Here is a 24,057-nt window from a genome sequence, read left to right as displayed (position 1 = left end):
CCACCTCCCGCAGCTCACCCGAGTACAGCAGCGGCCTCACCGCCGAGTGCCCGTTCAGCGACGCGGCCGGGCGTTGAGTCGGGCCGCCTGGCGTGTCAGATGGTCCCGTTCGGCGAGGTTCGGAGCCTTGCGGGCTGCGTCGGCGTACAGCAGTGCCGCTGTGGCCGGGTCGCCGGCCCGCTCGTGGAGGTACGCCGCCACCGCGGTGTGGCGGGGCAGCGAGTCGTCCAGCGCCGCGAGCGCGGCGAGGCCGGCGCGCGGCCCGTCGGCCTCGCCGACGGCCACCGCCCGGTTGAGCCGGACGACCGGGCTGTCGGTCAGCCGGACGAGCTCGTCGTACCACTCGACGATCTGCACCCAGTCGGTCTCCTCGGCGCTCGGGGCATCGGCGTGGAGTGCCGCGATGGCGGCCTGCGCCTGGAATTCGCCCAGCCGGTCGCGGGCGAGCGCCGCCTGCAGGATCTCGACCCCCTCGGCGATCGACTCGGTGTCCCATCGGGTGCGGTCCTGCTCGGCGAGCGGTACCAGGCTGCCGTCGGGTGCCGTCCGGGCGGCACGCCGGGCATGGTGAAGCAGCATGAGAGCGAGCAGCCCCGCCACCTCGGGATGGTCGATCGCGCCGGCGAGCTGCCGGGTGAGCCGGATGGCCTCGGCGGCGAGGTCGACGTCGCCGGAGTAGCCCTCGTTGAAGACGAGGTAGAGCACGCGCAGCACGGTGGCCACGTCGCCGGGCCGGTCGAATCGCACCCCGGCGACGGTGCGCTTGGCCCGGCTGATGCGCTGCGCCATGGTCGCCTCGGGCACCAGGTACGCGCGGGCGATCTGGCGGGTGGTCAGCCCGCCGACGGCGCGCAACGTGAGGGCGACCGCGGACGACGGCGTCAACGACGGGTGAGCACACAGGAAGTAGAGCTGAAGGGTGTCGTCCACCGCGGGGACGGGTGCCGGCTCGGCGCCTCGGTCACTCGGCCGGCCCCGCTCCGCGTAGACGAGCTGCTCGCGACGTCGGCGGGCACCGTCCGTGCGGACGGCATCGAGGAACCGGCGCCAGGCCACGGCGATCAGCCAGCCCTTCGGGTCCCGCGGTGGGTCGGCCGGCCAGACGCGGATCGCCTCGACCAGCGCGTCCTGCACGGCGTCCTCGGCCGCCGCGAAGTCTGCTCCGCGACGGACGAGGATCCCGAGCACGCTGGGCACGAGGGTGCGGAGCTCGAGTTCGTTCACCGGACGGTCACTCCGTGACGGTGGGCGGCGCCGTCAGGAAGGGGCGCAGCTCGAGCCACTCGTGGATCGGCTTTCCCCCCGCGCCGGGGGCGGCCGACAACTCTCCGGCCAGCTCGACGGCGCGTTCGTAGCTGTCGACGTCGATCACCATCCAGCCGGCAATGAGATCCTTGGTCTCGGCGAACGGGCCGTCGGTGACGGGCGGCCGGCCCTCGCCGTCGTACCGCACGAACACTCCCTCCGGGGCGAGTGCCTGACCGTCGACGAATTCGCCGGTCCCCTCGAGCCGGGCCGCGAAGTCGTGCATGTACTGCATGTGCGCCGAGATCTCCTCGGGCGTCCACTGGTCCATGGGCACGTCGTTGACCGCCGCCGGAGCGCCGCGGTAGTGCTTGAGCAGCAGGTACTTGGCCATCGTGTTCTCCTCGGTGCCGGTGCAACCCATTGTGGTCGCATTCGATTCGGGGACGGAGCCGGTCGTGCGTTCTCGACATCGCCGTCCGAATCCTGTCCGGTCCGGAAATCCGGGTTCACCGACCGGAGTCGGAAAAGTCGAGTTTCTCCGATATGCGCCGGCTCGACGCGGTGTGGGGATTACCATCGAATTCTGCGAGGGAACCCGATGAATACGAATTCGACCGCACTGGACGACCAGGTTCGGGCCGTCCACCAGTTGGCGCGCACGCAATTGCAGATCCTCGAGGTTCGCTACGAGCACAGCACGCATCCGAGGGCGAAGCGGCACATCGAGGCGGACATCCGTCACGTCTCCGAACGATGCGACGCCCTCGAGCGAATTCTGGATTCGCGCACTTCGTCTGCAACCGTGTCGTCGTCCCGTGCAGCGCGGCTGAGCGACTGCATCGCCGCCATCGCCGCGTCGGCGGACAGGCGCAGCGTCGTCGCCCTCGAACACGTCCTCGCGGGCCGGCTGACCGACCGTATCCGCACCCTCGAATCCCTCGCGATCACCGTCGGGGACCGGCCACTGCAGCAGTGGGCACGTGGACTCCACTCCGTCGGCGCCGCCTGATTCCGCTCCCGATTCCTTCCCGCCCGCCCGGGTCACGTGCAAGGCTGGAGCCACGGTCCGGCCGAGCTGTTTCGGCCGGCCCGGTGGGAGGCGACAATGACGTCCACGCTGCCGCGACGTGCCGGAACCGACCGCGACGACCTCCGGGTGCTGACCATGGGAGTCGAGGAGGAGTTGCTGCTCGTCGACGCCGACTCCGGCCGGCCCCGGCTGAACAGCGCGGACGTCGTGGCCGGTGCCCGCGACACCGGGCTCGACCTTCAGCTCGAACTGTCACGCTGCCAAGTCGAGACCGCCACCTCGGTCTGCACCCGGATCGACGAGCTGCGGCAAGAACTGCGTGCCTCGCGCGGGGTGGCAGCGGCAGCCGCCGCGGCCGCCGGATCCCGCCTGCTCGCGACGGCCGTACCTCCGCTGGACACCACCCCGCCGGGGGCGCTCACCGACGCCGCCCGGTACCGGCGGATGGCCCGGCACTTCGGAGCGGTCACCGACCAGGTGATCTGCGGCTGCCACGTCCACATCGGCGTTCCCGATCGCGAGGTGGCGGTGCAGGTCAGCAACCACCTGCGGCCGTGGCTGCCGGCACTGCTCGCGCTCACGGCGAACTCGTCCGTCACGGCCGGCGCCGACACCGGCTACGCGAGCTGGCGTCACATCCAGTGGGGGCGCTGGGCCAGCGGCGGGCCGCCGCCGCTCTTCCGGTCGGCTCGGCACTACGACGACGTCGTCGCCATGATGCTCGACGCCGGGGTCCTCCTCGACCCCGCGATGGTCTACTGGGACATCCGGCTCTCGCCGCACCTGCCCACCCTCGAGATCCGGGTCTGCGACGTGCCCGCCACGATCGAGGAAACCGTCACGGCCGCCGCACTCGTCCGTGGGCTCGTGGCCACCGCACTCACCGCGGTCCACCGCGGGGACCCGGCACCGCGGCTCGAGGCCGAGCGGCTCGAGGCCGCGTGCTGGCGTGCCGCCCACGAGGGCATCGACGGATACGGGATGGATCCGCTGACGCAACGGCCCGTTCCTGCCGCCCGGCTACTGGGTTCGCTGCTCGCACACGTGCGACCCGGCCTCGAGGAGACCGGCGACTTCACGTCCACCCGCGCGTCCGTGCGGCGGATCCTGCGCCGGGGCAACGGCGCGCGACGTCAGCGGCGCGCGCTCGCGGCGTCCCGCACCCCCACCGACTTCGTCGCGGCACTGGCCCGCATCACGGCGGAGGGCTGTGCGCCGGCCGCTCCCCCACCGCCGGCCCGGTGAGCGCCCCTACCCGGAGGGTGCGGCGCCGATGTCCTCGTGCCACAGGTCCGGGTGCTCGGCGACGAACGTGGCCATCATGTCGATGCAGCGTCGATCGTCGAGGACCGTCACCTCGACGCCGTGCTCGGCGAGCCAGTCGTGGCCGCCGGTGAAGGTGACGCTCTCCCCGATCACCACCGCACCGATCCCGAACTGCCGGATCAGGCCACTGCAGTACCAGCACGGCGACAACGTCGTCACCATGATCGTCGAACGGTAGTCGCGTCGGCGGCCCGCCGCCCGGAAGGCGGCGATCTCGGCGTGCAGCGACGGATCGTCCTCCTGCACGCGCCGGTTGTGGCCGCGCCCGAGCAGCGTCCCGTCCGCGGCGAACAGGGCCGCACCGATCGGGATGCCGCCCTCGGCGAGACCCAGCCGGGCCTCCGCGAACGCAACGTCGAGCATCGCGTCCGGCGAAGGACTCCCCACCGACCCGCGTGCGTTCGTCACGGCACCACCCCGAATCCCGGTCAGCTGAACGACTTGTGGATCTGCGCGCCGTAGCGGCGGACGATCTTCTGCTTGGTCGCAGTGTAGGCGTGGACGTCGTCCTGCAGGCCCCTGTTCTCGAGGGATCGTCGTGCGAGTTCGCCGGCGATCACATCGAGGAACAACTCGGCCAGCAGCAGCCGCGCCGCGTCCCGGAACCGGCCCCGGCCGTCGAGGTACAGCTGCACGGTGGGATCGCCGGTATTGATGAGAATCGTGCGGTGCTCGGGGTCGTACACGGCACGTCCAGCGTCGTCCCCGAGATATCGCAGGTCGTACCCGACGAACATGTCCTCGCCGTGGTTCCGCGGCGCCCGGTGGCGCTGCGCCGGACGAGGCGGCGCCGGGTGCAGCCGCGGGACATGATGTGGCGACGGCGCGTCCTCGGCGACGACGATCTCGCACCACGCCCAGAACGCTCCGGACCGCACCATGATCTCGCCGCGCTCCCCGGGCGTGTCGCCGACGACGGTCCATTCCAGTCGCTGCGCACCGGTCTTCTGCTCCACGGCGATCTCGGTGGGCCGTGGGTCGATCCGCAGCGAGTCGGGCAGCGTGTACGAGATCGTCAGCCGGTCGTCGCCGGGCAGGCGCTCGGTGTCGACCTCCAGGGTGACGTGGAACGGGTGGCCGGGCCGGCGGTAGTAGAACGGAGACCGTTGGTGCGCTCGTCGCCCGACATCGTCAGCTCGACGCCTTTGGCCCGCTTCACGGTGAGGGTGAAGGTGTGTTCGGTGCCGTCGTAGGCGAAGCTGCCGGGCGCCTCGGGACCGATCAGGACGACCGCCGGGGGTTCGTCGAAGAGCACTCGGCCGCTGCGCTGGATCTCGCGCAGTCCGGCGACGTGCACCACTTCCACGGTGCGCCGCGACAGCACCTCCTGCAGGTACACGTTGTCGGACAGTGCCTGCACCACGGTCTGGAACCGGGAGATGACCACGTGCGGGTTCTCGACGACCAAGGTCACCCGGGTGCCGTTACCGCCGATGCCGAGGCGTTCCCGGTCGTCGTCCGTGGCAGGCCGGTCGCCCCCGTGGTCGTCGTACAGATAGCCCCGTTCTCACCGCGGAACAGGTCGATGCGGATGAGCCGGCCGTCCCTGACGGTCTCGATCGTCCCGACGCCGACCCCGAAGACGGCCTGCTCGAGGCCGCGGCCGAAGTAGCCGCGGCCGTGTCCTTCGCCGCGCGAGAGCGGGCTGTGCGCGCCCCCGTACGCCAGGATGCGGGCGGCCTGCTCGAACGGCATCCCTTCGGCGTGGTCGGTGACCTGCAGGACCGCACCCGACTGGTGGCGCTCGTAGGCGATGTCGATGCGGGCCGCGGCGGCAGCGCCGCCGTTGCCCAGACGGGAGTAGCTGTCGTCGCTGTTGGTGATCAACTCCACGAGCGCCTTCTCGATCGAGGCGAAGCGCCGCGAATCGATACCGATCACGCGCTGGTCCACAGGGATGGGAGCGACTGCCATCGTGTCCGCCTTGTCGATTCCGCCGGGGTCCCTGGGGGCGGATTCCCGAACTTGCCGTGATCGTACCGATATTCGCGCCGAGCCCGCGGCAATCGATACGTCCGGCGGCGTCACCGCATCGCGTCGCAGCCCGTCGACTCCAGGTATTCGTCCGGCAACCGCCCGTCGGTGACGACCTCGCCGCCCGACCACGTGAACGTCAACTCCGCGAAGCCGGTGGCGGCCGCGTTCGGCTCGCCCTCGCGCGGGTAGTTGTATTCGACGTCGAGCGAGTCGAAGGCCGTGGCGACGACCGCCGGGTTCAGTGCGCACGGCGTGGCCGTGCCGACGTACTCGCCGCGGTGGAACAGCAGCAGGTGGGTCGGTGACGACCCGGTCGCTCCGACGATGCCGACCTGCGCGTAGCTGAGGTCGCTGCAGCGGTTGTAGTTGCCGTTGTACGCCCGCAGCCACGTCGCGTCGGGGATCTGCTGCGGCGGGGGAAGCTGCTCGATCACCGCGAAGACCTCGGGGGCGTCCAGGTCGACGGCCGGATCGCACGGTTTCTCGTCTGCCGTCGTGGCCGCCACGGACCCGCCGGTGGGCGCCTGGCGGGATGTCGCGGTGGTCGGTTCGGCCACCGGCTGCCCGTCCTGGGTCTGCGCGCATCCTGCAAGGGTCGCGATCGCGGCGACCGACAGGACGCTGAGATTCACTGCGCGACTCGACATGAGGCTCCTCGGACACTCGGATGCGACGGCGGTCGCCGCGACGGGAACGGATTCTGTCAGTTCGGACCAGTCCCGACGAGAGCTGCGTGAGAGTGTCGCGGACCAACACCTATTCCCCGGACCGGTGACGCCAGGCCGACGTGTACGTGTTCTGTCTGTTCGCGCATCGGGACAGGGCAACCGCCGACCCGCTCGACGTCGGTCAGTGGGAGTTCTATGTGACGAGCGCCCACCGGCTCGACGAGACGGTCGGCGAGGAGAAGCGGATATCACTCGCAGCGCTGCTACAGCGGGTGCACCCGATCCGGGCGGGGTTCGGTGAACTGCGAGCAGCGGTCGAGGCGGTCCCGACCGGAGCGCGGGATACGCGGAGGCAGGCCCCGGAGTGAGGTACGAAGGCGGAGGAGGGTGAGAGGTCCGCGGAGATGATTGGCGAACCTGAGGCGTCGACCACGCGCTGAGTGCCCAGCCAATGTGGCCGTACCGATGTGTCGAACAGGCGAGCGGTCCTCACCGCTGTTCGGCGACCCGAGGCCGTCCTCCCAAGTCCGTCAGCATCTCTTCGACTCTTTTCCAACCGCTGGACCTTCGAGCGGGGTCGTTCGCCGGCAGCGCGACGAGCGACTCGAGCACCTCACGCAAACGTACGGACGGGTGGTCGTCCTCGAACAGATCGGCGTAGTCGGGATCGAGCAGGTACGCATCCGACCGACTGCTGTGTCGAGCGGCCGCCCACGACATCCGGTCGAGGAAGACCTCGAGCCGGCGGGCGGCATCTCGGGCGCCGCCCGTAGACGACATCGGGACCGTGGTGAATCCCTGGTCAGTGGAGACGGAATCGGGATGAAGGGCGAGCACCGTGGCCAGAGTGCGCTCGCCGCCCGCTCCAGCCAGGGACCGGACCCGGCGCACGCGATCCACTGCGTCGGCAAAATCCTGATCCGCCAGGCTGTAGCCGACGAAAACCAGGTGACTCGTCATCAACAGGGACTCCACCACTGCGAGTGTGGCGCTGTGGTGGGTCTCCAGTCTCCGATAGTCGTTCTCGGTCACGACGATCGACGATGGGCGTCGCACGTCGCCGTGGAGCTTCAACAGCCATGGGACGGGCTGATCGGCGATCTGACGGGTCATGACTCGATAGCCGGCCGACCCGATGCTTCCGCCGAAGGCCAGTTCGTACGCTGCGTCATAGTTGGTGGTCACATTCTGCCGGACCGAGAGGCCGGCAAGCAGGAGGTGCGCCGGCGCGCACGCGGAAACGGCCACCCTTCTCATGATTTCGGCCTCCAAGGGGCCTCGGCCGATTCTCCCTTCGATCTCTTGGGCAATGGCCGGTGCCTTCTCCGGCGTGTAGTACGAGAGTTCTTCGCCGGCAATCTCTTCGAGCAGTCCCTTCCAATCGGGTAGGCCCAACGGAACATTGACACCGGAGCCGAGGAACAGGGACAGTTCCTGACGGGCCGCTCGCGCTCCGAGTTCATCCGCAACCCGGAGTTCATCGGTAGCGAAGCCCTCCCAGTCCGTGCCGGATCTCTGGCCCTGGATGGCGACATGATCGCGGTCGTCCCACAGCACCAAGGCCACGTCCACATCGGCCCGACGAGCCACTTTGCGTAGGGCAGGAAGCAGTGCACGGATCAGGGCGCCACGGCGATACTCGAAACCGCCTGCGCCCGTGCCGACCAGCGGAAGCGCGATCAGCGGTTTGACGCGGCCCGCGACGAGTCGCCGGTCGGTCGCCAACCGCTCGACGGCTTCGGTGACGCCTGCGGCCACCCAGTCCGCGTCGTCTCGTCCGTCCGCCGTGACGACAAGGCAGATCCTGCGCTCGTCGAGTGTCCAGACGTCGGCGGTCCGGCCTCGGGTTCCACCGTTCCACCGCCGGCCCCAATAGGAGGGCTCGAATTGATCCTCAGGAAGCAGCGCCGACCAATGCTCCCAGATCACTTCCCAGTTCGAATCACACGGTACGAGCACCGCGTTGCATTTCAAGTGCGTGAGATCTCCGCGGGTCACGAACAGATGACCGGCCATAGCGCCCATTGAACAGGAATTGCCGCGAGGATCGGGACGCTCGGACCGTCCCGGCAGGCCGGCTGTATTCCGCACGACCGAAGTACCTACTGCGCAGGCGGACACTGGCCGGGACTGCTGCGGCCACCTACCGGGCCCGGTGGCGCCACTACGAACGAACTGCCCGGTCGTCGAACTCGCACAGTCCCGTCAGAATCCGACGACACGGTCCATGGCGGTCTTTCGATCCCGGAGCCGATGGCCCGGAAACGGACCGTCAGCTCCATGCCGGGATGTGGCGCCCAACCCGGGGCAGGTCAGTCCCGGGCAGAGCCGGACTCGACCGAACCGGTGGCCACGCCCGCCAACCACAACGCGATGCAATCCGGCGAGAAGCGATCCCACTTGCACATCAGGGCGCGATCGGGAGGAGGCAGGACGCCGTCTGCGGCAGCGGTACCCGCCGAACCGATTCCGAATGCGGCAGTCACCGCGGTGACAACGAGGAGCTTGCGCAGCATGAAACACCCTTCCCGGAATGTACGAATTACCCGATCTGCTTCATCGAATACCGGAGGGCCACCGTTACCGGCCGCTGGGCGCATACGGCGAGTGAGAGCAATGTCGACGTGGCGTGACTGTCGCGCTCCGTCTCACCGGTCAGCTCGCCCCTCAGCACTGCGACAACGCTTCAGGGCACCGATCCTCGAATCCGGCAGGCCGGCACCTCGCATACCGCGAGCGTTGTGTCACAAGGACTTCCAGCGCGGTGCCGTCCTCACCGGACCCACGTAACGCCGGACCGACCCTTCTCGATCATGAAACGAGTGGGACCGATGCCGGACGAAGGGATCTCTGCCGTGATCGGACGCATACTGGCGGCACCAACCGCGGCCGTGGCCGCCACCATGGTGATTGCACCTGCGATCGCTTTCGCACGGGACGGCGCTCCACCCTACGACGCGACCGGGTTCTTCGTCACCCCGTTCGATCCCGGCGCGTTCGGCGAGAACGCGCACAAAGCACTGATCCTCAGCCCGTACGGCACCGGACTCCGGATCGAATGCCAGTCCTTTCACGGGCAGACCGCCAATTGCATCCAGTACATCCCGGGCGGGCAGACGAACCCGCTGATCCGACTGAGTCCGCTTCCCGCCCTGGGCCAGCACGTTCGCGAGGTATGGGCGTACAACCCGATCGCTACCGGCAGCGTCGACTGACCAGGACCCACGGCGAAGTGGCGATGCGACAACACCCCGCCCGGTCTCGAGCGCCCGTCCAGCCCATCCGAAGCTGTACCTGCCCGGCATGCAGATACTCACCCCGAAGACAGGACCTCACGATGCTGACACGACCTCCGCTGTGCACGTCGCTGCGCCGCCTTGCCGCCGTCGCCGTGACGATCGCCGCCGCGACCGGGCTGACGGTGCTCACCGCCCCGACCGCATCAGCGGCAACGTTCACCCCCACCGTCGGTCTGCACGATATTCCGGGCATCTTCACCGACAACACCGGCTCGGCCGGCAACATCACTCCCTTCATCGACGCGGTTGTGTACGTGCGCACCGACCCGAGCACTCCGCCGCTGCGTGGGTGGACCATGGACTTCGACTACTGCCCGTGCACGGTGCACTGGCGCAACGAGACGACCGGCGCCTCCGGCACCGTCGAGGCCTTCACCGACCTGCTGCCGGCACAGACCGGAGCAGGCACCGTCACGGCCACGGTCACTATCGACGGGGCAAGCATCACCCTGCAGTCGGGTACCGCCACCTGGCACGCCGCGTGAACGAGCCGTGACCGGGGCCGGACGGCCCCACGCACAGTGCACCCCACGCACAGTGCACCCCACGCACAGTGCACCCCACGCACAGTGCTTCCCACGCACGACGGATGCGGCCGAGGGAGATGCTCCCCGGCGAGCACGCGTCTTGACCTTCACACTGTGACAAGCGCTCGAATGGTCGGCGAAGGAGGTGTTTCCCATGAATGCACCCAGCCACGGTGAGCCGGATGCTCGCCTTATCGATGCCCTCGCCGGTGACGATCCGGCGACCCGGCTACGGGCGGCGCTCGAGGCCGGCACCGTCGCCGACGAGCGGCTCACGACCATCCTCGTCGGCCGGTGCGGCGTCGAACCGGACTTCTTCGTCCGCGACATGCTGACGTGGGCACTGTGCCGGCTCCCGGCCGACGTCACCGTGCCGAGACTGCTCGAGGAACTCGAGTCCGGCACCACGCAGGCCCGCAGTCAGGCCCTGCACACGCTGTCCAAGATCGGCGACCCGGGCGCCTGGCCTGCGGTGTCGACGATGCTGCACGACGGGGACGACGACATCGCTCGCAGCGCCTGGCGAGCGGCTGTCGCGCTCGTGCCGGCCGGTAGCGAGAGCCGGCTCGCCGCGGCTCTGGGGATCGCACTCGGACGAGGCGACCACGACCTGCAGCTCAGCCTCAGTCGCGCGTTGGCAGCTCTCGACGAGGCTGCCGTGCCGGTCCTGGAGGCTGCCATGGCGAGTTCCGACCCAGGCGTCCGGGCGCACGCCGAAGCCACCGAACGGCTCCGCCTCGATCCCGACAGCGGGTTCACACTGTCGCTGGAGCTGGCGAAACGTGTCGCCGCCACCGCACCGGACCGGGAAGTGATGTGATGTTGATCGGTGAGGTCTCGCGACGTTCCGGTGTCAGCACCCGCATGCTGCGTCACTACGACGCCTTGGGTCTGGTGACGCCGTCGGGCCGCACATCCGGCGGCTACCGCGAGTACACCACCGACGACATCCGTCGCCTCTTCCATGTGGAGAGTCTCAGGAGTCTTGGCCTGTCACTGCACGAAACCAAACGCGCGCTGGACGAACTCGACTTCGCCCCGGCCCAGTTGGTGCACGACCTGATCCGGCACACCCGGGCGCGGATCGCCGCCGAGACCGAACTGCTTGCGCGACTCGAGCGGGTCGATTCGGCCGCGCCGGAGGCGTGGGAGGACGTCCTGCGCATCGTCACACTGCTGCACGCGTTCGAATCGGAGTCCGGGTCCCACCGTCAGCAGGCCGTCCTGTCGCAGCACGAGAACGCGGCGCTGCCCGTCGAGGCCCTGGCCGAGGCAACACTCGCGGAGGACGACCCCTACGTCGCCGGGGCGCTGCGCTGGTCGTTGGCGAGGGCCGGGGCTGCGGGGCTGGCGGAGTTGGCTGCCGGGTTGGACTCGCCGGAGGTCGAGGTCCGGCGGCGGGCGATCGTCGCTGTCGCGGAGATGCACCTCCCGGACGCGACCGCGCTGCTGACGAAGGCTCTCGACGACAGCGACGCCACCGTGCGCGACCGCGCGGCCGTGGCGCTCGGCTCCCGGGGTGCCGGGGAGGCCGTGCCGATTCTGCTGGAGATGGTCGTCGAGGGCCGGGCCGACGTCGAAGCCGCCGAGGTTCTGGGCATGCTGGCCGCCGCGCCGGTGTCCACGGTCGACGTCGTCCGAGCCGTGCAGGAGGTACTCGACGGCACGCTCGACGCACCGGCACGACTGCGTGTCACGCAGGCCCTCGCCGAGATTCCCGGCCCTGCGGCGCGGGACGCCCTCGTCGCCTTGACCGACCACCACGACCGGGTGGTCGCTACGACCGCGTCCGTGATCCTGGCCAGGCGCGGGTCACCGTGAACCGCTGTGCGTCCGGCGTCCGGGCGGCGTCGATCACGCGCCGGCCCTCCTCGCAGGGTGCAGTCACGATCGGTGTCGAAAGCCCCGGCGGGGCTGCTACGAGTCGTGCCTCGACTCCCACAACCCGATCACGTTCCCCTCGGGGTCGGAGAAGTACGCCGTGAATCCCATGTCGCCGACGGGCATTCGGGCCGAAATCGTCTTTCCGCCGAGCGACTCGATCTTCTGCAGGGCGGCGTCGATGTCCGTGACGTCGACGGTCACGACGGGACTCTTCAACTCGTGGCGCCGGAACATGCCACCGTTGATGTACCCGGGTTCGGTGGAGGTGCCGGTCTGGTCGACGGGACCGGTGGTGACGAGGGTGTAGTCCATGCCTGGAACGTCCGAGAGGGACCAGCCGAACGCGTCGCGGTAGAAGGACCGGGCGCGGTCACCGTCGTCGTAGGGCAACTCGAAGTGCACGATGCGGCCTGTCATGTCGTTCGCCTCCTGTGCGACCGGACGGCTTCCAGCGTAGACCCCCGAAAGGACGGGTGATGCTCGGAGAGTGGCGCATCGGCGCTAAGTGACCGCTAAGACGGCGGAGGTGTACTCGACCGTGGCATTCCGGTCGAACGAGGAAGAACCATGCATGTGAGCACGTCGACCGCCCACCTCGAGGCGGTACTGCAGCTGACGCGAACCCGGACCGAGATTCTCGAGGCGCGCCGGTCGCGCACGTCCGACCCGGTGACGCTGCAAGAGATCGCGGACGATCTCGAGCACTCGCGCGGCTATCGGGCCGCGCTCGAGCATGCGCTACGGGAATGCGGCGCCGCGCCGGGCCGGCCGTCGGCGCGGGCCACGAGGCTGAGCCGGTGCGTCTCGCGGATCGCGTCGGGCGGCGACGCCCGGCAGGTGGCGGCGCTCGAACGGGTGTTGCACGCACAGCTACTCGATCGGACCCGGACACTCGTGCGACTGACCGCGACCGGTGACCACCCGGCCGTGCACCGGTGGGCCTGCCGCCATCTGGCGCGATACCGGCACGCGGCCGAGCCCGGCGCATCCGGCGTCGCCGCGACAGGTCCGGTCAGGTCACAGTGACCGTCATGCGTCGCTCGTCGGCCGGCACGTGCTCGGCACGCTGCAACTGCAGCGACACCGGCCAGGTCCCGGCCCGCTTGGCGCGCAGATAGAGGATGCGTTCGCTGCCGGCTCCCGGCAACGGGTTCCGGGACGGCACGAATCGCACGTCGCTGAGCAGCAGGCCCTTGCCGATGTGGGTCGGGCACCAGGTGTAATCGCGGGAGGTGTTCTCCTGCAGGTGCAGTTCGATGGTGTCGCCCACGGCGACCTGCAGGTCCCGGGGTCCGGTGGTCACGTGCCTCATTGGACCAGAGTACGGCCCAATTATGATCTATGTCACCATCGGGAGCGATCCGGGAGGCTGGTTCGTCGAGCACGTGTCGGGGATTTGCGACGCGGGTATCCCGATTCCCGGCACGGAAGTCGACGAAGGAGTGGAAGAAACATGGCCGCATCGGTGTCAGACGAGTTCGAGATCGAGGCGACGCCCGAGCAGGTGATGCGCGCGTTGACCGACATCGAGCGCATCCCGGAGTGGTCGTCCTCCCACAAGGACGTCCGGGTCGAATCCTGGCACGACGACGGCCGGCCTCGCGTGGTACGCATGACACTCGCCTTGTTCGGCATCTCGGACACCCAGGTGATCGAGCACGAGTGGACCGAGGAGTCCACCTCGTGGACGCTGCTCGAGAGCGAGATGCAGCACTCCCAGGACGGCGAGTACCGCCTGACACGCACCGAGAGTGGGACACGTGTGCGGGTGACGATGTCCACCGATCCGAAGATCCCGGTACCGGGCTTCATGCTCAAGCAGGGGCAGAAGCACGCGATCAAGACGATCCGCAAGGGACTGACGGAGTTCGTCTTACGGCACTACGCCTGAGGCGCGAGACCCGACACGGCACGACAGAGACGGCGAGCCGCCGACGTCTCGTGGACGCCGGCGGCTCGACAGTGCCCCGGATCAGCTCAGGTGGTGAACCTCCTGCAGCCCGTACACCGGCGTCGGGATCCCCTCGTGCCGGGCCTTGAGCTGCAGCGCCAGGTACAGCGAGTAGTGCCGCGACTGGTGCAGGTTGCCGCCGTGGAACCACAGCCCCTCCTGCTGGGTGGGCTTCCACATGTTGCGCTGCTCGCCCTCCCACGGGCCGGGGTCCTTGGTGGTGTCGGAACCGAGTCCCCAGCACTTGCCGACCTTGTCCGCGACGTCCTGGCCGATCAGGTCCGCCGCCCAGCCGTTCATCGAACCGTAGCCGGTGGCGTAGACCACCAGATCCGCCTCGAGCTCGGTGCCGTCCTCGAGGATCACGCTGTTCTCGGTGAGCTCGCGGACGCCGCCGTGGGCGAGCTTGATCTCGCCGTCGGCGACGAGTTCGGCGGCTCCGACGTCGATGTAGTAGCCGGATCCGCGGCGCAGGTACTTCATGAAGAGCCCGGAGCCGTCGTCACCGAAGTCGAGCATGAAGCCGGCCTTCTCGAGGCGGGCGTAGAAGTCGGCGTCACGTTCGCGGATCGCGTTGTAGATGGGGATCTGGAACTCGTGCATGATCCGGTACGGCAGTGACGCGAACGTCAGGTCGGCCTTGGCCGTCGTCATCCCCGCGGCCAGGGCCCGCTCGGAGTACAGGTCACCGAGACCGAGGTCCATGAGGGAGTCGGACTTGACGATGTGGGTCGACGAGCGCTGCACCATCGTCACGTCGGCGCCGACCTCCCACAAGGCGGCGCAGATGTCGTGGGCGGAGTTGTTCGCGCCGATCACGACGGCCTTCTTGCCCGCGTAGGCGTCCGGCCCGGGGTGCTGACTGGAGTGGTGCTGGTCGCCGCGGAACCTGTCCATGCCGGGGAAGGTGGGAATGTTGGGCTTGCCGGACATGCCGGTCGCGAGCACCAGCTGCTTCGGCTTCAGCACGACGGGTTCGCCGTCGCGGACCACGTTCACCGTCCACTCGCCGGTCGCCTCGTCGTAGGACGCCGAGGTGCATGTGGTCTTGGACCAGTACGGCACCTCCATGACCTTGGTGTACATCTCGAGCCAGTCACCGATCTTGTCCTTCGGCGCGAACACCGGCCAGTTCTCGGGGAACGGCATGTACGGCAGGTGGTCGTACCAGACGGGATCGTGCAGGCACAGCGACTTGTAGCGGCCACGCCACTGGTCGCCGGGCCGGTCGTGCTTGTCGAGCACGAGCGCGGGCACGCCGAGCTGGCGCAGGCGGGCGCCGAGAGCGATGCCGCCCTGCCCGCCGCCGACGATCACGACGTACGGCTGAGTGGTGTAGCCGAGTTCGCGCTCCTCCGCCTCACGCTTCTCGGACCAGGTGACGCGGTTGCGGTCCGCACCGTGCTGCACACCCTTGGGCCGACGGACACCCTTGCTCTCCTCGTGTTCCTTGAGCTCCTGCATCGTGGTGAGCAGGGTCCAGGCGCCCTCGTCCTTCAGCCGCAGATGCCCGACGCCGCGGCCGACCGCGGTCTCGAACGCGATCCAGGCGCTGACGACCCCGCCGTCCTCGGTCGGCGGCTCGGTGGTGCGGAATCCACTGGGGTCGGCGTCGTGCAGGCGGGCGCGGAGCATGTCGGTGACGCCCTCCCGACCCTCGACGGTCTTGAGGTTCCAGGTGAAGGCGACGAGGTCACGCCAGAAACTGTCGGTGGCGAACATGCCCGCGGCGGCCTCGACGTCCCGCGCGGCCAGGGCGGCCTCGAAGTCGGCCAGCCACGCGTCGACCCGCTCCTGCGGTCCGGCGAGCGCGGCGTCGGGTGGGGTCAATGTGTCGGTCATTGCATGCTCCTCGTCCTGAACGGCTTGTGATTCAGAGCACACCGCACCGGAGGGGGGTGCGGCCAGCGTTGCATCGTGTTGCACCCGGCACGGCACGTGGCTGCCCGGATCGGGGACTCCGGCATCGACGCCTCCGTCCCGGGCGAACTGCCGCAAACCCGGCGGCGGTTCGTCCGGGATGCGAGGGTGGAACGGTGGGAAACGGACATGCGCGGCCAGCGGCGGTCGCGGCGGGTCTCGCCGTCGCGGTGTCGACGGCCGTGGGATGTGTGCCGACCGTCGACTGCGACGTGGTGGTCACACCGCTGCACGAGCCGGTCGGCGCGTGCCTGCGATTCGGCGTGAGCACACCCGGTGGCCCGACCGCCGTCGACGAGTTCGAACGGGTCGCCGGCCTCGCAGGCACTCCCCCGACCGTGGTGCTGTCGTTCTCCGACTTCGCCTCGCCGCCACCCATCGCCGGGCTCTCGGCGGTCCGGCGGCTCGGTGCCGACCCGATCGTCACGTGGGAGCCCTGGCGCTGGCTCGGCGACGGACGGTACGAACGCACCGAATTCACGATGACGTCGATCGCCGAGGGCGCGCACGACGACTACCTCTACCGCTGGGCGGACGAGCTCGCCGCATGGGGTTCGACCGTCTACCTGCGTTTCGCGCACGAGCCGAACGGGAACTGGTATCCGTGGAGTCCGGCCGGGGGGACACCACCGCACGCCTACGTCGCCGCGTGGCGGCACGTGCACAGGTTGTTCACGTCGAAGGGGGTAACCAACGTGAAATGGGTGTGGGCGCCGAATGTCTCGTTCGAGGGCAGCAGCCCGATCGCGGACCTGTACCCGGGGCCCGAGTATGTCGACGTCGTGGGCGTCGACGGCTACAACTGGGGAACGACGCAGTCGTGGAGTCGGTGGACGTCGCCGCAGGGGCTGTTCGAGAACACACTCGACGAGCTCGGCCGGATCGCGCCGGACAAGCCGATCGTGGTCACCGAGGTGGGCAGCACCGACGTCGGCGGGTCGAAGCCGGACTGGGTCGCCGATCTCGTCGCGTTCCTCGACGACCGCACGGACGTCGCGGCGTTCGTCTGGTTCGATCACGACAAGGAAACCGACTGGCGGCTGGCGAGCACCCCGGAATCGGCTGCCGCGCTGGCGGAAGCCCTGCAACGGGGGCAGCGCTGACATGACGACCGACACCTCGCAGCTCCCCGACGACCTCGAGGACGAGCGCGTGCGCGACCTCGAACGACTCGAGGTCCTCGACACCCCCCGCGAAGACCGGTTCGAGCAGATCACCCGCATGGCCCGGCACGTGTTCGGGGTGCCCATGGCGAGCGTGGCGCTGCTCGACCGGGACCGGCTCTGGTTCAAGTCCCTTCAAGGGCTCGACCTCGTGCAGGTGCCGCGCGAGGAGAGCATCTGCAAGACCACGATCGTCCGCACCTACCACCACCCCGACGATCCGACACTGATCGTGGAGGACGCCTCCGCGGACCCCCTGTTCGCCGGACTTCCCGGTGTCGGCGGCGACGACGGTGTCCGTTTCTACGCGGGCTACCCGCTGTACGGTCCCGCGGGTCATCCGGTCGGCACGTTCTGCATCTACGACACCGAGCCACGGACCCTCGACCCCGACCAGCTCGTCGCCTTCGCCGAACTCGCCGAATGGGCGCAGCGGGAACTGCAGCGCGCCGACGAACTCGACCGTGCCGCCGCGATGCAGGCCCAGCTATTGCCGCGGCCCCTGACCGGCCTGCCCGGCTACGAGGTGCAGGCGGTGTGCGTTCCGGCGTTCGTCGTCGGCGGCGACTTCTACGACCACTATCCGCTGCGCGGCGGACTGGTCGTCACCGTCGCCGATGTGATGGGCAAGGGCCTCGGCGCTGCCATCCTGTCCTCGGCGGTGCGCTCCACGTTCCGCGGCGCGTCCCGGGTGATGGAACGGTTCAGCCACGCCGCGACGTGCAGCGTGCTGGACACGGGCGCCGCGCTGACCGCCGCCGCCGAGAACCTCGCCGACGACTGCGAACACACCGGCACCTTCGTCACCGTGTTCCATGCCGCCGTCGAGTTCGCCACCGGCTCGGTGGACTACGTCGACGCCGGGCACGGGCTGGCCGCGATCCGCCGCGTAGACGGTTCCGTGGCGCCGCTGGCCGGCACCGGACTGCCCGTGGGCGTGTTGCGTGAGACGACGTGGCAGGCGCAGTGCTCCCGTCTCGAACCCGGTGACACGCTGGTGATCTGCTCCGACGGACTGCTCGATCTGCTCGACGAGCACAGCGACCGGCAAGCCCTGTACCGGTTCGTGGCCGAGTATGCGACGCCGCACGATCTGATCGAGGCGGCGCGGGCACTGGCCGGAGGCCGTCCCCCTATGGACGACGTCACCGTCGTCGCCGTGCGTCGCTGCGAGGACGCGTGAGTGCGGCCGCGGCGGATCGCTACCCCTCGGCGGGCCTGCGGATCCTGATCGCCGCCTCGGTGCTGCTCGGGGTGAACTACGTGGTGTGGCGCTGGTTGTTCTCCGTCAACTGGTCGGCCTGGTGGATCGCGGTGCCGCTCGTCGTCGCCGAGACGTACAGCCTGATCGACTCGATGCTGTTCGGTCTGACGATGTGGCGGTGGCGGCGGCGCGCCGCTCCCCCGCCGCCGCCCGAGGGGCGCACCGTCGACGTCTTCGTCACCACCTACAACGAGCCCGTCGAGCTGGTGCTCGCCACGGCGGAGGCGGCGTCGCGCATCCGGTACCCGCACGAGACGTGGATTCTCGACGACGGGGAGCGCCCCGAACTGGAAAGGGCCGCCGCGGAACTCGGCGTGCGTTACATGACGCGCGCGGCGAGTTGGACGAACAAGCCGCGCCACGCCAAGGCAGGCAACCTCAACAACGCCCTGCTGCACACGCACGGCGAGTTCATCCTCGTCCTCGACGCCGACCAGGTGCCCGACCCGGAGATCCTGCACCGCACCCTCGGCTACTTCGAGGACGAGCGGATGGCCCTGGTGCAGACCCCGCAGTACTTCGTCAACGTGCCGGACGCCGATCCGTTGGGCAGCCAGGCGCCGCTGTTCTACGGTCCGATCCAGCAGGGCAAGGACGGCTGGAACGCCGCGTTCTTCTGCGGTTCGAACGCCGTCCTGCGCCGGGAAGCGCTGATGCAGCTCGGCATCAGCGGATACGTGCGGGCCGTCGAGGAGGGCGTGGTGCGCGCCCTGCGCACAGCGGGCAGAGTGCTGGACCGGACCCGCGCCGAGGTCGACCCCGACCGGAAGGACGTTGTCTCGGCTCTCGATTCGGTGCGCGAGGCCGTGCGCACGGCGAGGGCGTCCGTCCGCGACGGCCGGCCCCTCGCGGAGGTGACCTACCGCTTTCAGCAGACCGTCGACGCTGCCGCGCGGGCGGTGGTCGAGGCGGACGTCGGGTCGATCCGCGCCGACCTCGACGCGATCGCCGCGCTCGGTACGACGGTGGAGGGCGGGGACGGGGTGCTGCTCGACGAGACGTCGCTCGCGCGTCTCGCCGACCGGGACTGGTCACCGCTCGGCGCTCTCGAGTCGATCCGGGCGATGGTCCGGGCCGTGGACGTCGACCGTGACGAGGAGGCGGAGCCGACGCTGGCGCTGGCGACGATCTCGGTGACCGAGGACATGGCGACGTCGATGCGCCTGCACGGCATGGGCTGGAAATCGGCGTACCACCACGAGGTGCTCGCCCACGGCCTCGCCCCCGAGGACGTCGGCACGATGCTCACTCAGCGGCTGCGCTGGGCGCAGGGCACGATTCAGGTGATGCTGCGCGAGAATCCGCTGCTGCAGCGAGGACTGACGATCCCCCAGCGGCTGATGTACTGGGCGACGATGTGGAGTTACCTCGCGGGTTTCGCAGCCCTCGCCTACATCGCCGCGCCGGTGATCTATCTGATCTTCGGCATCCTCCCCGTGCAGGCCTACAGCTGGGACTTCTTCGGGCGGCTCGTCCCGTTCCTGCTGTTGAACCAGTTGCTGTTCTTCGTCGTCAGTCGTGGCACCCCGACCTGGCGGGGGCAGCAGTACAGCCTGGCGCTGTTCCCGGTGTGGATCAAGGCGTGCTGGACCGCTTTTCGGAACGTGTATCTGCACAAGCCGCTCGACTTCGCGGTGACCCCGAAGACGCGGCAGGGCCGCGGCACACTCCCCTGGCGCGCGGTGCGGTACCAGCTCGCGGCCATGGTCCTGTTGGTGGCCGCGTCGGCTGTGGGCGTGGTGCGGCTGTATCTGGGTGCGAGTTCGGTGCTGGGGGTGGGCGTGAACCTGTTCTGGGTGCTGTTCGACCTGGCGATCCTGAGTGTGGTGATACCGGCGGTCCGCTACCGCGGACCCGATACGGGAGGAAATCGATGACCCAGTTCGCAACCCGCACCCTCGCCGCCGATGTCGTGGTGATCCGGCCCGAGGGCCGGCTGAACATGGTCGCGGCCCCACAGTTGCGTGAGCAGCTGCACGGCCTCGTCGACGGTGGGTCCGCCCGCCTCGTCGTCGACCTGGCTGCGACGGAGTTCGTCGATTCGTCGGGCCTGGGCGCCCTCGTGTCGGGACTCAAGGCCGCTCGGCAGGCGGGCGGGGATCTGCGGTTGGCCGCCCCCACCGCGCAGGTGCGCAGCGTGCTGTCGTTGACGAGCCTCGATCGCGTGCTACGCACGTACGACTCCGCGGAGGATGCGTTCGATGGCGACTGATGCCGGCGCCCGAACGTGGACCCTGACGACCGTCACGGGCGCCGACACGCTCACCGACGTGCACGCGCTGATCGAGGAGATGATGTCCGCGGGCCGGGTGGAGGACGCGGATCGCTTCCCCTTCGAGATCGCCGTCGCGGAGATCGCAGCGAACATCATCGAGCACGCCGCCCTCGGGCAGCCCGTGCCGATGAGCCTGCGACTGCGTGCGCTGCCCGAGCGGCTCGAGGCCGAGTTCACCGACGAGGGGCGGCCGGCCCGGGTGGATCTGGGGACGGTCGAACTGCCGGATGCGCTGGCCGAGCGGGGACGCGGGTTGGCGATCGCCATGGCGGCGCTGGACGAGTTGTCGTACCGCAGGCAGGGCGGAATCAACCGGTGGATCCTGGCGCGGGAGCGAGTCGAGCCGACATAGCCGCGCACCGGTCCGCCGGGTGCGGTGCCCGCGCCCTGCCGGCGGCCGAGATGCCGAATTTGTCCGGACGGCGTCCGTTAACTTCCCGTTAAGTCGGCCCGTCCGCGGCCGGTCCGACCGCCGGAAAACCCCAGGCCGTCGGCATACATCTGCCGTTTCGTCGAAGCCGGGAACCTTTCGCTCGCCGATGTGTCTATTACGACGCCGGACGGGGAACCTCAGACTCAGGCAGTCGAGAGGTACATCACACTCGATACCGAACCTGGTTGTGAAGGGGTTTCCATGTCGAACCGTGCCGAGCCCGAACTGAGGCACACGCTCCAGAAGCGGCACCTGTCGATGATCGCGATCGCGGGGGTCATCGGTGCAGGGTTGTTCGTCGGCTCGGGCGCTGCGATCCGGGAGACCGGTCCGGGAGTGCTGGTCGCCTACGCGCTTGCCGGAGTCGTCGTCGTGCTCGTGATGCGCATGCTCGGCGAGATGGCGGCGGCGAATCCGCAGACGGGGTCGTTCTCGGCGTACGCCGACCGGGCCATCGGGCGCTGGGCCGGCTTCTCCATCGGATGGCTCTATGCCTGGTTCTGGATCATCGTGCTGGGCATCGAGGCGACCGCCGGAGCGGTCATCATGAACCGCTGGATGCCCGGCGTGCCTCAGTGGACGTGGGCGCTGGCGCTGATGGTCGCGCTGACGCTGACCAACATCGCGTCGGTGAAGTCGTTCGGCGAGTTCGAGTTCTGGTTCGCCGCGATCAAGGTGACGGCGATCGTCGCATTCCTGGTGCTCGGCGTCCTCGCGATCTGCGGCCTGCTGCCCGGCGTCGAGGCGCCGGGAATGAGCAATCTCACCGGTCACGGCGGCTTCTTCCCCAACGGGACGGGTGCCGTGCTCGCGGGCGTCCTCGTCGTGGTGTTCTCGTTCTTCGGAGCCGAGATCGCGACCATCGCCGCCGGCGAGTCCGCCAACCCCGCCGAGGCGGTGCGCAAGGCGGTGCGGTCGGTCGTGTGGCGAATCCTGATCTTCTACATCGGCTCGATCGCCGTCGTCGTCACCCTGCTGCCATGGGACGACGCCTCGGTGGCACTGAGCCCGTATGTGGCGGTCATCGACTCCTACGGCATCCCGGCGGCCGCGACCATCATGGACGTCATCGTGCTGACATCGGTGCTCTCGTGCCTCAATTCGGGCCTGTACACCGCCAGCCGAATGATCTTCTCCCTGTCGCGCCGCGGTGACGCTCCGCCGTCGCTGGCCACCATCGGGCGGTCCGGTGTGCCGCGCAACGCGGTTCTCGTCTCCACCGTGGTCGGATTCCTCACCGTGGGCCTGAACTACCTCTACCCCGAGACGGTGTTCCTGTTCCTGGTCAATTCCTCCGGCGCAATTGCCCTGTTCGTGTGGCTGGTCATCGCGGCATCGCAGCTGCGTATGCGGCGGTCCCTCGAGGCCCAGGGCCGCGAGTTGTCGCCGAAGATGTGGCTGTTCCCTTATCTCACCTGGGTCACCATTGCCGCGATCGTCGCGCTGTGCGTCGGCATGGTCGCGCTGGAGAGCACCCGCAGTCAGATGCTGACGTCCTCGGCCCTCGCTGCCGTCGTCATCGGGGTCGGGATCTACCGGCAGCGCCGCCGTCCCGCTCCGTCGGCGGAGACGAACGCCGAGGTCGCCGACCGCGTCCCGGAAACCACCTGATTCAGAACAACGTGGGATCCGCCGACTCGGCGCCCGGTCGCGGCGACACCGCGACCGGGCGCCGGTGCTCGGTGGCACGCGGGCCGAGGCCGTAGCGGGCCACCAGCGGATCGACTCGGTCCTTCAGCCACGTCGCGTACTCCGGCGAGACGTACGCGCCGCGGCCGTAGATCCGCCGATACCGCCGGATCAGAGCCGGATGTTCCTGGCCCAGCCACGACAGGAACCAGCCACGGGTGGCGCCGCGCAGGTGCATCGGCAACACCGTCACGCCGGTGGCCCCGGCGGCGGAGATCGCGCCGAGCAGGTCGTCGAGGTGCCGGCTCGAGTCGGTGAGGTACGGGATGACGGGCGCGACCATGACGTGACAGGGCAGGCCGGCGTCGCTGATCGCGCGGATCAGGTCCAGCCGCGCCTTCGGGGTGGGCGTGCCGGGCTCGATCTGCTGTTGCAGTTCGGGGTCGCCGATCGCGAGCGACACCGCAACCCCGACGTCGACCTGCCCGGCGGCCAGGGTGATCAACGGCAGATCGCGCCGCAGCAGCGTGCCCTTGGTGAGGATGGAGAACGGGGTGCCGGATTCGGCGAGGGCCCGGATGACGCCGGGCATGAGCCGGTAGCGACCCTCGGCCCGCTGGTAGGGGTCGGTGTTGGTGCCGAGCGCGACGTGTTCGCGCTTCCACGACCGTCGGGCCAGTTCGCGGCGCAGGACCGCGGCGACGTTGGTCTTGACGACGATCTGGCTGTCGAAGTCACGGCCCGCATCGAGGTCGAGGTACTCGTGCGTCGGCCGGGCGAAGCAGTACCGGCAGGCGTGCGAGCACCCGCGAAAGGTGTTGACGGTGAAGCGGAACGGTAGCTGGGACGCCTCGGGCGTCTTGTTCAGCGCGCTCTTGCACAGCACTTCGTGGAAGGTGATGCCGTCGAAGTCGGGGGTCCGGACGCTGCGGACGAGCCCGGCCCGTTCGAGGCCCGGGAGCGCGCCGTCGTCGACGTCGAGAGTCTGTGCCGCCCACCGCATGCAGTCAGTCGAACATACGTGCTAATTGCAGTCAAGCGCGGGCGCACAGGGACGGCCTGACAGAATCCGGTGCCATGACCCGTGTGAACATCTCGTCCGGCTCCGAATGGGAGCCGAAGATCGGCTACTCGCGCGCCGTGCGCATCGGCAACCAGATCGCCGTGTCCGGCACCACCGGCGCCGGCGAGACTCTCGCCGACCAGACGCGCGCCGCGCTCGAGACCATCGAGGCCGCGCTGGGCGAGGCGGGCGCCTCGCTGCGGGATGTGATCCGCACGCGCATGTATCTCACCGACATGTCGCGATGGGAGGAGGCCGCACTCGTGCACGGCGAGGTGTTCGGCGAGATCCGCCCGGCGTCCACCATCCTCGAGGTTTCGAGCCTCATCGACAAGAGCCTGCTCATCGAGATCGAGGCCGACGCCGTCGTGTAGGCGGCTGCGCCGCCGGTGTGCCCTTC

At 69.2% G+C, this 24,057-nt stretch carries 29 protein-coding genes; 16 read left to right on the top strand and 13 right to left on the bottom strand.

All coding sequences use genetic code 11. The features are described 5' to 3' along the window. Positions 1 to 54 precede the first annotated feature (54 nt). Entirely contained in the window at positions 55 to 1,224 is a 1,170-nt protein-coding gene (locus AC2IPW_RS11635; RefSeq protein ID WP_486376875.1) for an RNA polymerase sigma factor, read from the bottom strand. 7 nt (positions 1,225 to 1,231) lie between these two features. Then, complete coding sequence (locus AC2IPW_RS11630) at positions 1,232 to 1,639, bottom strand: YciI family protein (RefSeq protein WP_289379512.1); 408 nt, start codon at positions 1,637 to 1,639, stop codon at positions 1,232 to 1,234. 207 nt (positions 1,640 to 1,846) lie between these two features. Here AC2IPW_RS11630 and AC2IPW_RS11625 point away from each other — a divergent pair, with 207 nt between their 5' ends. Next, positions 1,847 to 2,257, top strand: a complete 411-nt coding sequence (locus AC2IPW_RS11625) for a hypothetical protein (RefSeq protein ID WP_486376874.1) — start codon at positions 1,847 to 1,849, stop codon at positions 2,255 to 2,257. A 96-nt stretch (positions 2,258 to 2,353) separates the two neighbouring features. Next, entirely contained in the window at positions 2,354 to 3,523 is a 1,170-nt protein-coding gene (locus AC2IPW_RS11620) for a carboxylate-amine ligase (protein ID WP_416063502.1), read from the top strand. 6 nt (positions 3,524 to 3,529) lie between these two features. Here the strand turns inward: AC2IPW_RS11620 and AC2IPW_RS11615 are convergent, their stop codons facing one another. The 5 genes from AC2IPW_RS11615 to AC2IPW_RS11595 form a co-directional block, all read right to left on the bottom strand. Beyond that, the gene (locus AC2IPW_RS11615; RefSeq protein ID WP_289379518.1) at positions 3,530 to 3,967 is read right to left on the bottom strand and encodes a nucleoside deaminase; all 438 of its coding nucleotides are present in this window, start codon (positions 3,965 to 3,967) and stop codon (positions 3,530 to 3,532) included. A 65-nt stretch (positions 3,968 to 4,032) separates the two neighbouring features. After that, on the bottom strand, positions 4,033 to 4,560 hold the full coding sequence (locus tag AC2IPW_RS11610) for a hypothetical protein (protein WP_416063501.1): 528 nt from the start codon (positions 4,558 to 4,560) through the stop codon (positions 4,033 to 4,035). A 59-nt stretch (positions 4,561 to 4,619) separates the two neighbouring features. Then, complete coding sequence (locus tag AC2IPW_RS11605; protein ID WP_416063500.1) at positions 4,620 to 5,018, bottom strand: hypothetical protein; 399 nt, start codon at positions 5,016 to 5,018, stop codon at positions 4,620 to 4,622. Further along, entirely contained in the window at positions 5,015 to 5,518 is a 504-nt protein-coding gene (locus tag AC2IPW_RS11600) for an ATP-binding protein (RefSeq protein WP_289379507.1), read from the bottom strand. Before AC2IPW_RS11600 ends, AC2IPW_RS11605 begins: the two co-directional genes overlap by 4 nt. Before the next feature lie 110 nt (positions 5,519 to 5,628). Next, entirely contained in the window at positions 5,629 to 6,228 is a 600-nt protein-coding gene (locus AC2IPW_RS11595; RefSeq protein ID WP_289379506.1) for an LppP/LprE family lipoprotein, read from the bottom strand. 140 nt (positions 6,229 to 6,368) lie between these two features. On the opposite strand from AC2IPW_RS11595, the gene AC2IPW_RS11590 reads away from it, so the two are divergent. Continuing rightward, positions 6,369 to 6,617 (top strand): hypothetical protein, encoded by a 249-nt coding sequence (locus AC2IPW_RS11590; protein ID WP_416063499.1) that lies wholly within the window; start codon positions 6,369 to 6,371, stop codon positions 6,615 to 6,617. A 121-nt stretch (positions 6,618 to 6,738) separates the two neighbouring features. Here the strand turns inward: AC2IPW_RS11590 and AC2IPW_RS11585 are convergent, their stop codons facing one another. Beyond that, positions 6,739 to 8,265: an SIR2 family protein gene (locus AC2IPW_RS11585; protein ID WP_486376873.1), complete on the bottom strand. Its 1,527-nt coding sequence runs from the start codon at positions 8,263 to 8,265 to the stop codon at positions 6,739 to 6,741. Between the two features lie 296 nt (positions 8,266 to 8,561). Beyond that, positions 8,562 to 8,765 (bottom strand): hypothetical protein, encoded by a 204-nt coding sequence (locus AC2IPW_RS11580; RefSeq protein WP_289379503.1) that lies wholly within the window; start codon positions 8,763 to 8,765, stop codon positions 8,562 to 8,564. A 315-nt stretch (positions 8,766 to 9,080) separates the two neighbouring features. On the opposite strand from AC2IPW_RS11580, the gene AC2IPW_RS11575 reads away from it, so the two are divergent. From AC2IPW_RS11575 to AC2IPW_RS11560, 4 genes are all read left to right on the top strand, one after another. Continuing rightward, positions 9,081 to 9,464: a hypothetical protein gene (locus tag AC2IPW_RS11575; RefSeq protein ID WP_486376872.1), complete on the top strand. Its 384-nt coding sequence runs from the start codon at positions 9,081 to 9,083 to the stop codon at positions 9,462 to 9,464. Positions 9,465 to 9,586: 122 nt separating this feature from the next. After that, the gene (locus tag AC2IPW_RS11570; RefSeq protein WP_289379501.1) at positions 9,587 to 10,033 is read left to right on the top strand and encodes a hypothetical protein; all 447 of its coding nucleotides are present in this window, start codon (positions 9,587 to 9,589) and stop codon (positions 10,031 to 10,033) included. A 196-nt stretch (positions 10,034 to 10,229) separates the two neighbouring features. Further along, positions 10,230 to 10,895 (top strand): HEAT repeat domain-containing protein, encoded by a 666-nt coding sequence (locus AC2IPW_RS11565; RefSeq protein ID WP_289379500.1) that lies wholly within the window; start codon positions 10,230 to 10,232, stop codon positions 10,893 to 10,895. Then, positions 10,895 to 11,896, top strand: a complete 1,002-nt coding sequence (locus AC2IPW_RS11560; RefSeq protein ID WP_486376871.1) for a HEAT repeat domain-containing protein — start codon at positions 10,895 to 10,897, stop codon at positions 11,894 to 11,896. Before AC2IPW_RS11565 ends, AC2IPW_RS11560 begins: the two co-directional genes overlap by 1 nt. Positions 11,897 to 11,992: 96 nt before the next feature. Here the strand turns inward: AC2IPW_RS11560 and AC2IPW_RS11555 are convergent, their stop codons facing one another. Next, positions 11,993 to 12,376 (bottom strand): VOC family protein, encoded by a 384-nt coding sequence (locus AC2IPW_RS11555; RefSeq protein ID WP_416063493.1) that lies wholly within the window; start codon positions 12,374 to 12,376, stop codon positions 11,993 to 11,995. Positions 12,377 to 12,526: 150 nt separating this feature from the next. On the opposite strand from AC2IPW_RS11555, the gene AC2IPW_RS11550 reads away from it, so the two are divergent. After that, positions 12,527 to 12,985, top strand: a complete 459-nt coding sequence (locus AC2IPW_RS11550; RefSeq protein WP_416063492.1) for a hypothetical protein — start codon at positions 12,527 to 12,529, stop codon at positions 12,983 to 12,985. On the opposite strand, the gene AC2IPW_RS11545 is transcribed toward AC2IPW_RS11550, so the two are convergent. Next, a complete protein-coding gene (locus AC2IPW_RS11545) occupies positions 12,972 to 13,271 on the bottom strand; it encodes a protease inhibitor I42 family protein (protein ID WP_289379497.1) in 300 nt (99 codons plus the stop codon). The genes AC2IPW_RS11550 and AC2IPW_RS11545 overlap by 14 nt on opposite strands. Before the next feature lie 141 nt (positions 13,272 to 13,412). Between AC2IPW_RS11545 and AC2IPW_RS11540 the strand changes: the two genes are divergently transcribed. Further along, a complete protein-coding gene (locus tag AC2IPW_RS11540; protein WP_289379496.1) occupies positions 13,413 to 13,850 on the top strand; it encodes an SRPBCC family protein in 438 nt (145 codons plus the stop codon). Between the two features lie 81 nt (positions 13,851 to 13,931). Here AC2IPW_RS11540 and AC2IPW_RS11535 read toward each other — a convergent pair whose 3' ends face one another. Beyond that, entirely contained in the window at positions 13,932 to 15,752 is a 1,821-nt protein-coding gene (locus AC2IPW_RS11535; protein WP_416063491.1) for an NAD(P)-binding domain-containing protein, read from the bottom strand. A gap of 194 nt (positions 15,753 to 15,946) precedes the next feature. Between AC2IPW_RS11535 and AC2IPW_RS11530 the strand changes: the two genes are divergently transcribed. From AC2IPW_RS11530 to AC2IPW_RS11505, 6 genes are all read left to right on the top strand, one after another. After that, positions 15,947 to 16,933: a glycoside hydrolase family 26 protein gene (locus AC2IPW_RS11530; protein WP_486376870.1), complete on the top strand. Its 987-nt coding sequence runs from the start codon at positions 15,947 to 15,949 to the stop codon at positions 16,931 to 16,933. A 1-nt stretch (position 16,934) separates the two neighbouring features. Then, a complete protein-coding gene (locus AC2IPW_RS11525; RefSeq protein WP_486376869.1) occupies positions 16,935 to 18,176 on the top strand; it encodes a PP2C family protein-serine/threonine phosphatase in 1,242 nt (413 codons plus the stop codon). Then, positions 18,173 to 20,134, top strand: a complete 1,962-nt coding sequence (locus tag AC2IPW_RS11520) for a glycosyltransferase (protein WP_486376868.1) — start codon at positions 18,173 to 18,175, stop codon at positions 20,132 to 20,134. Before AC2IPW_RS11525 ends, AC2IPW_RS11520 begins: the two co-directional genes overlap by 4 nt. Beyond that, a complete protein-coding gene (locus AC2IPW_RS11515) occupies positions 20,131 to 20,469 on the top strand; it encodes an STAS domain-containing protein (protein ID WP_003935497.1) in 339 nt (112 codons plus the stop codon). The genes AC2IPW_RS11520 and AC2IPW_RS11515 overlap by 4 nt, the downstream gene beginning before the upstream one ends. After that, positions 20,459 to 20,884, top strand: a complete 426-nt coding sequence (locus AC2IPW_RS11510; protein ID WP_289379491.1) for an ATP-binding protein — start codon at positions 20,459 to 20,461, stop codon at positions 20,882 to 20,884. Before AC2IPW_RS11515 ends, AC2IPW_RS11510 begins: the two co-directional genes overlap by 11 nt. Positions 20,885 to 21,166: 282 nt before the next feature. Continuing rightward, complete coding sequence (locus AC2IPW_RS11505; RefSeq protein ID WP_486376867.1) at positions 21,167 to 22,576, top strand: amino acid permease; 1,410 nt, start codon at positions 21,167 to 21,169, stop codon at positions 22,574 to 22,576. A 1-nt stretch (position 22,577) separates the two neighbouring features. Here the strand turns inward: AC2IPW_RS11505 and AC2IPW_RS11500 are convergent, their stop codons facing one another. After that, on the bottom strand, positions 22,578 to 23,597 hold the full coding sequence (locus tag AC2IPW_RS11500; protein ID WP_486376866.1) for an Rv2578c family radical SAM protein: 1,020 nt from the start codon (positions 23,595 to 23,597) through the stop codon (positions 22,578 to 22,580). Between the two features lie 74 nt (positions 23,598 to 23,671). Here AC2IPW_RS11500 and AC2IPW_RS11495 point away from each other — a divergent pair, with 74 nt between their 5' ends. Beyond that, positions 23,672 to 24,031, top strand: coding sequence for a RidA family protein (locus AC2IPW_RS11495; protein WP_003935501.1), 360 nt, complete (start codon positions 23,672 to 23,674; stop codon positions 24,029 to 24,031). Positions 24,032 to 24,057: the final 26 nt, after the last annotated feature.

It is taken from the genome of Rhodococcus sp. NS-SX18 (genome assembly GCF_057367935.1).
The sequence above is the reverse complement of the archived record's forward strand: the minus strand, read 5'-3'. Positions and strand labels throughout refer to the sequence as shown.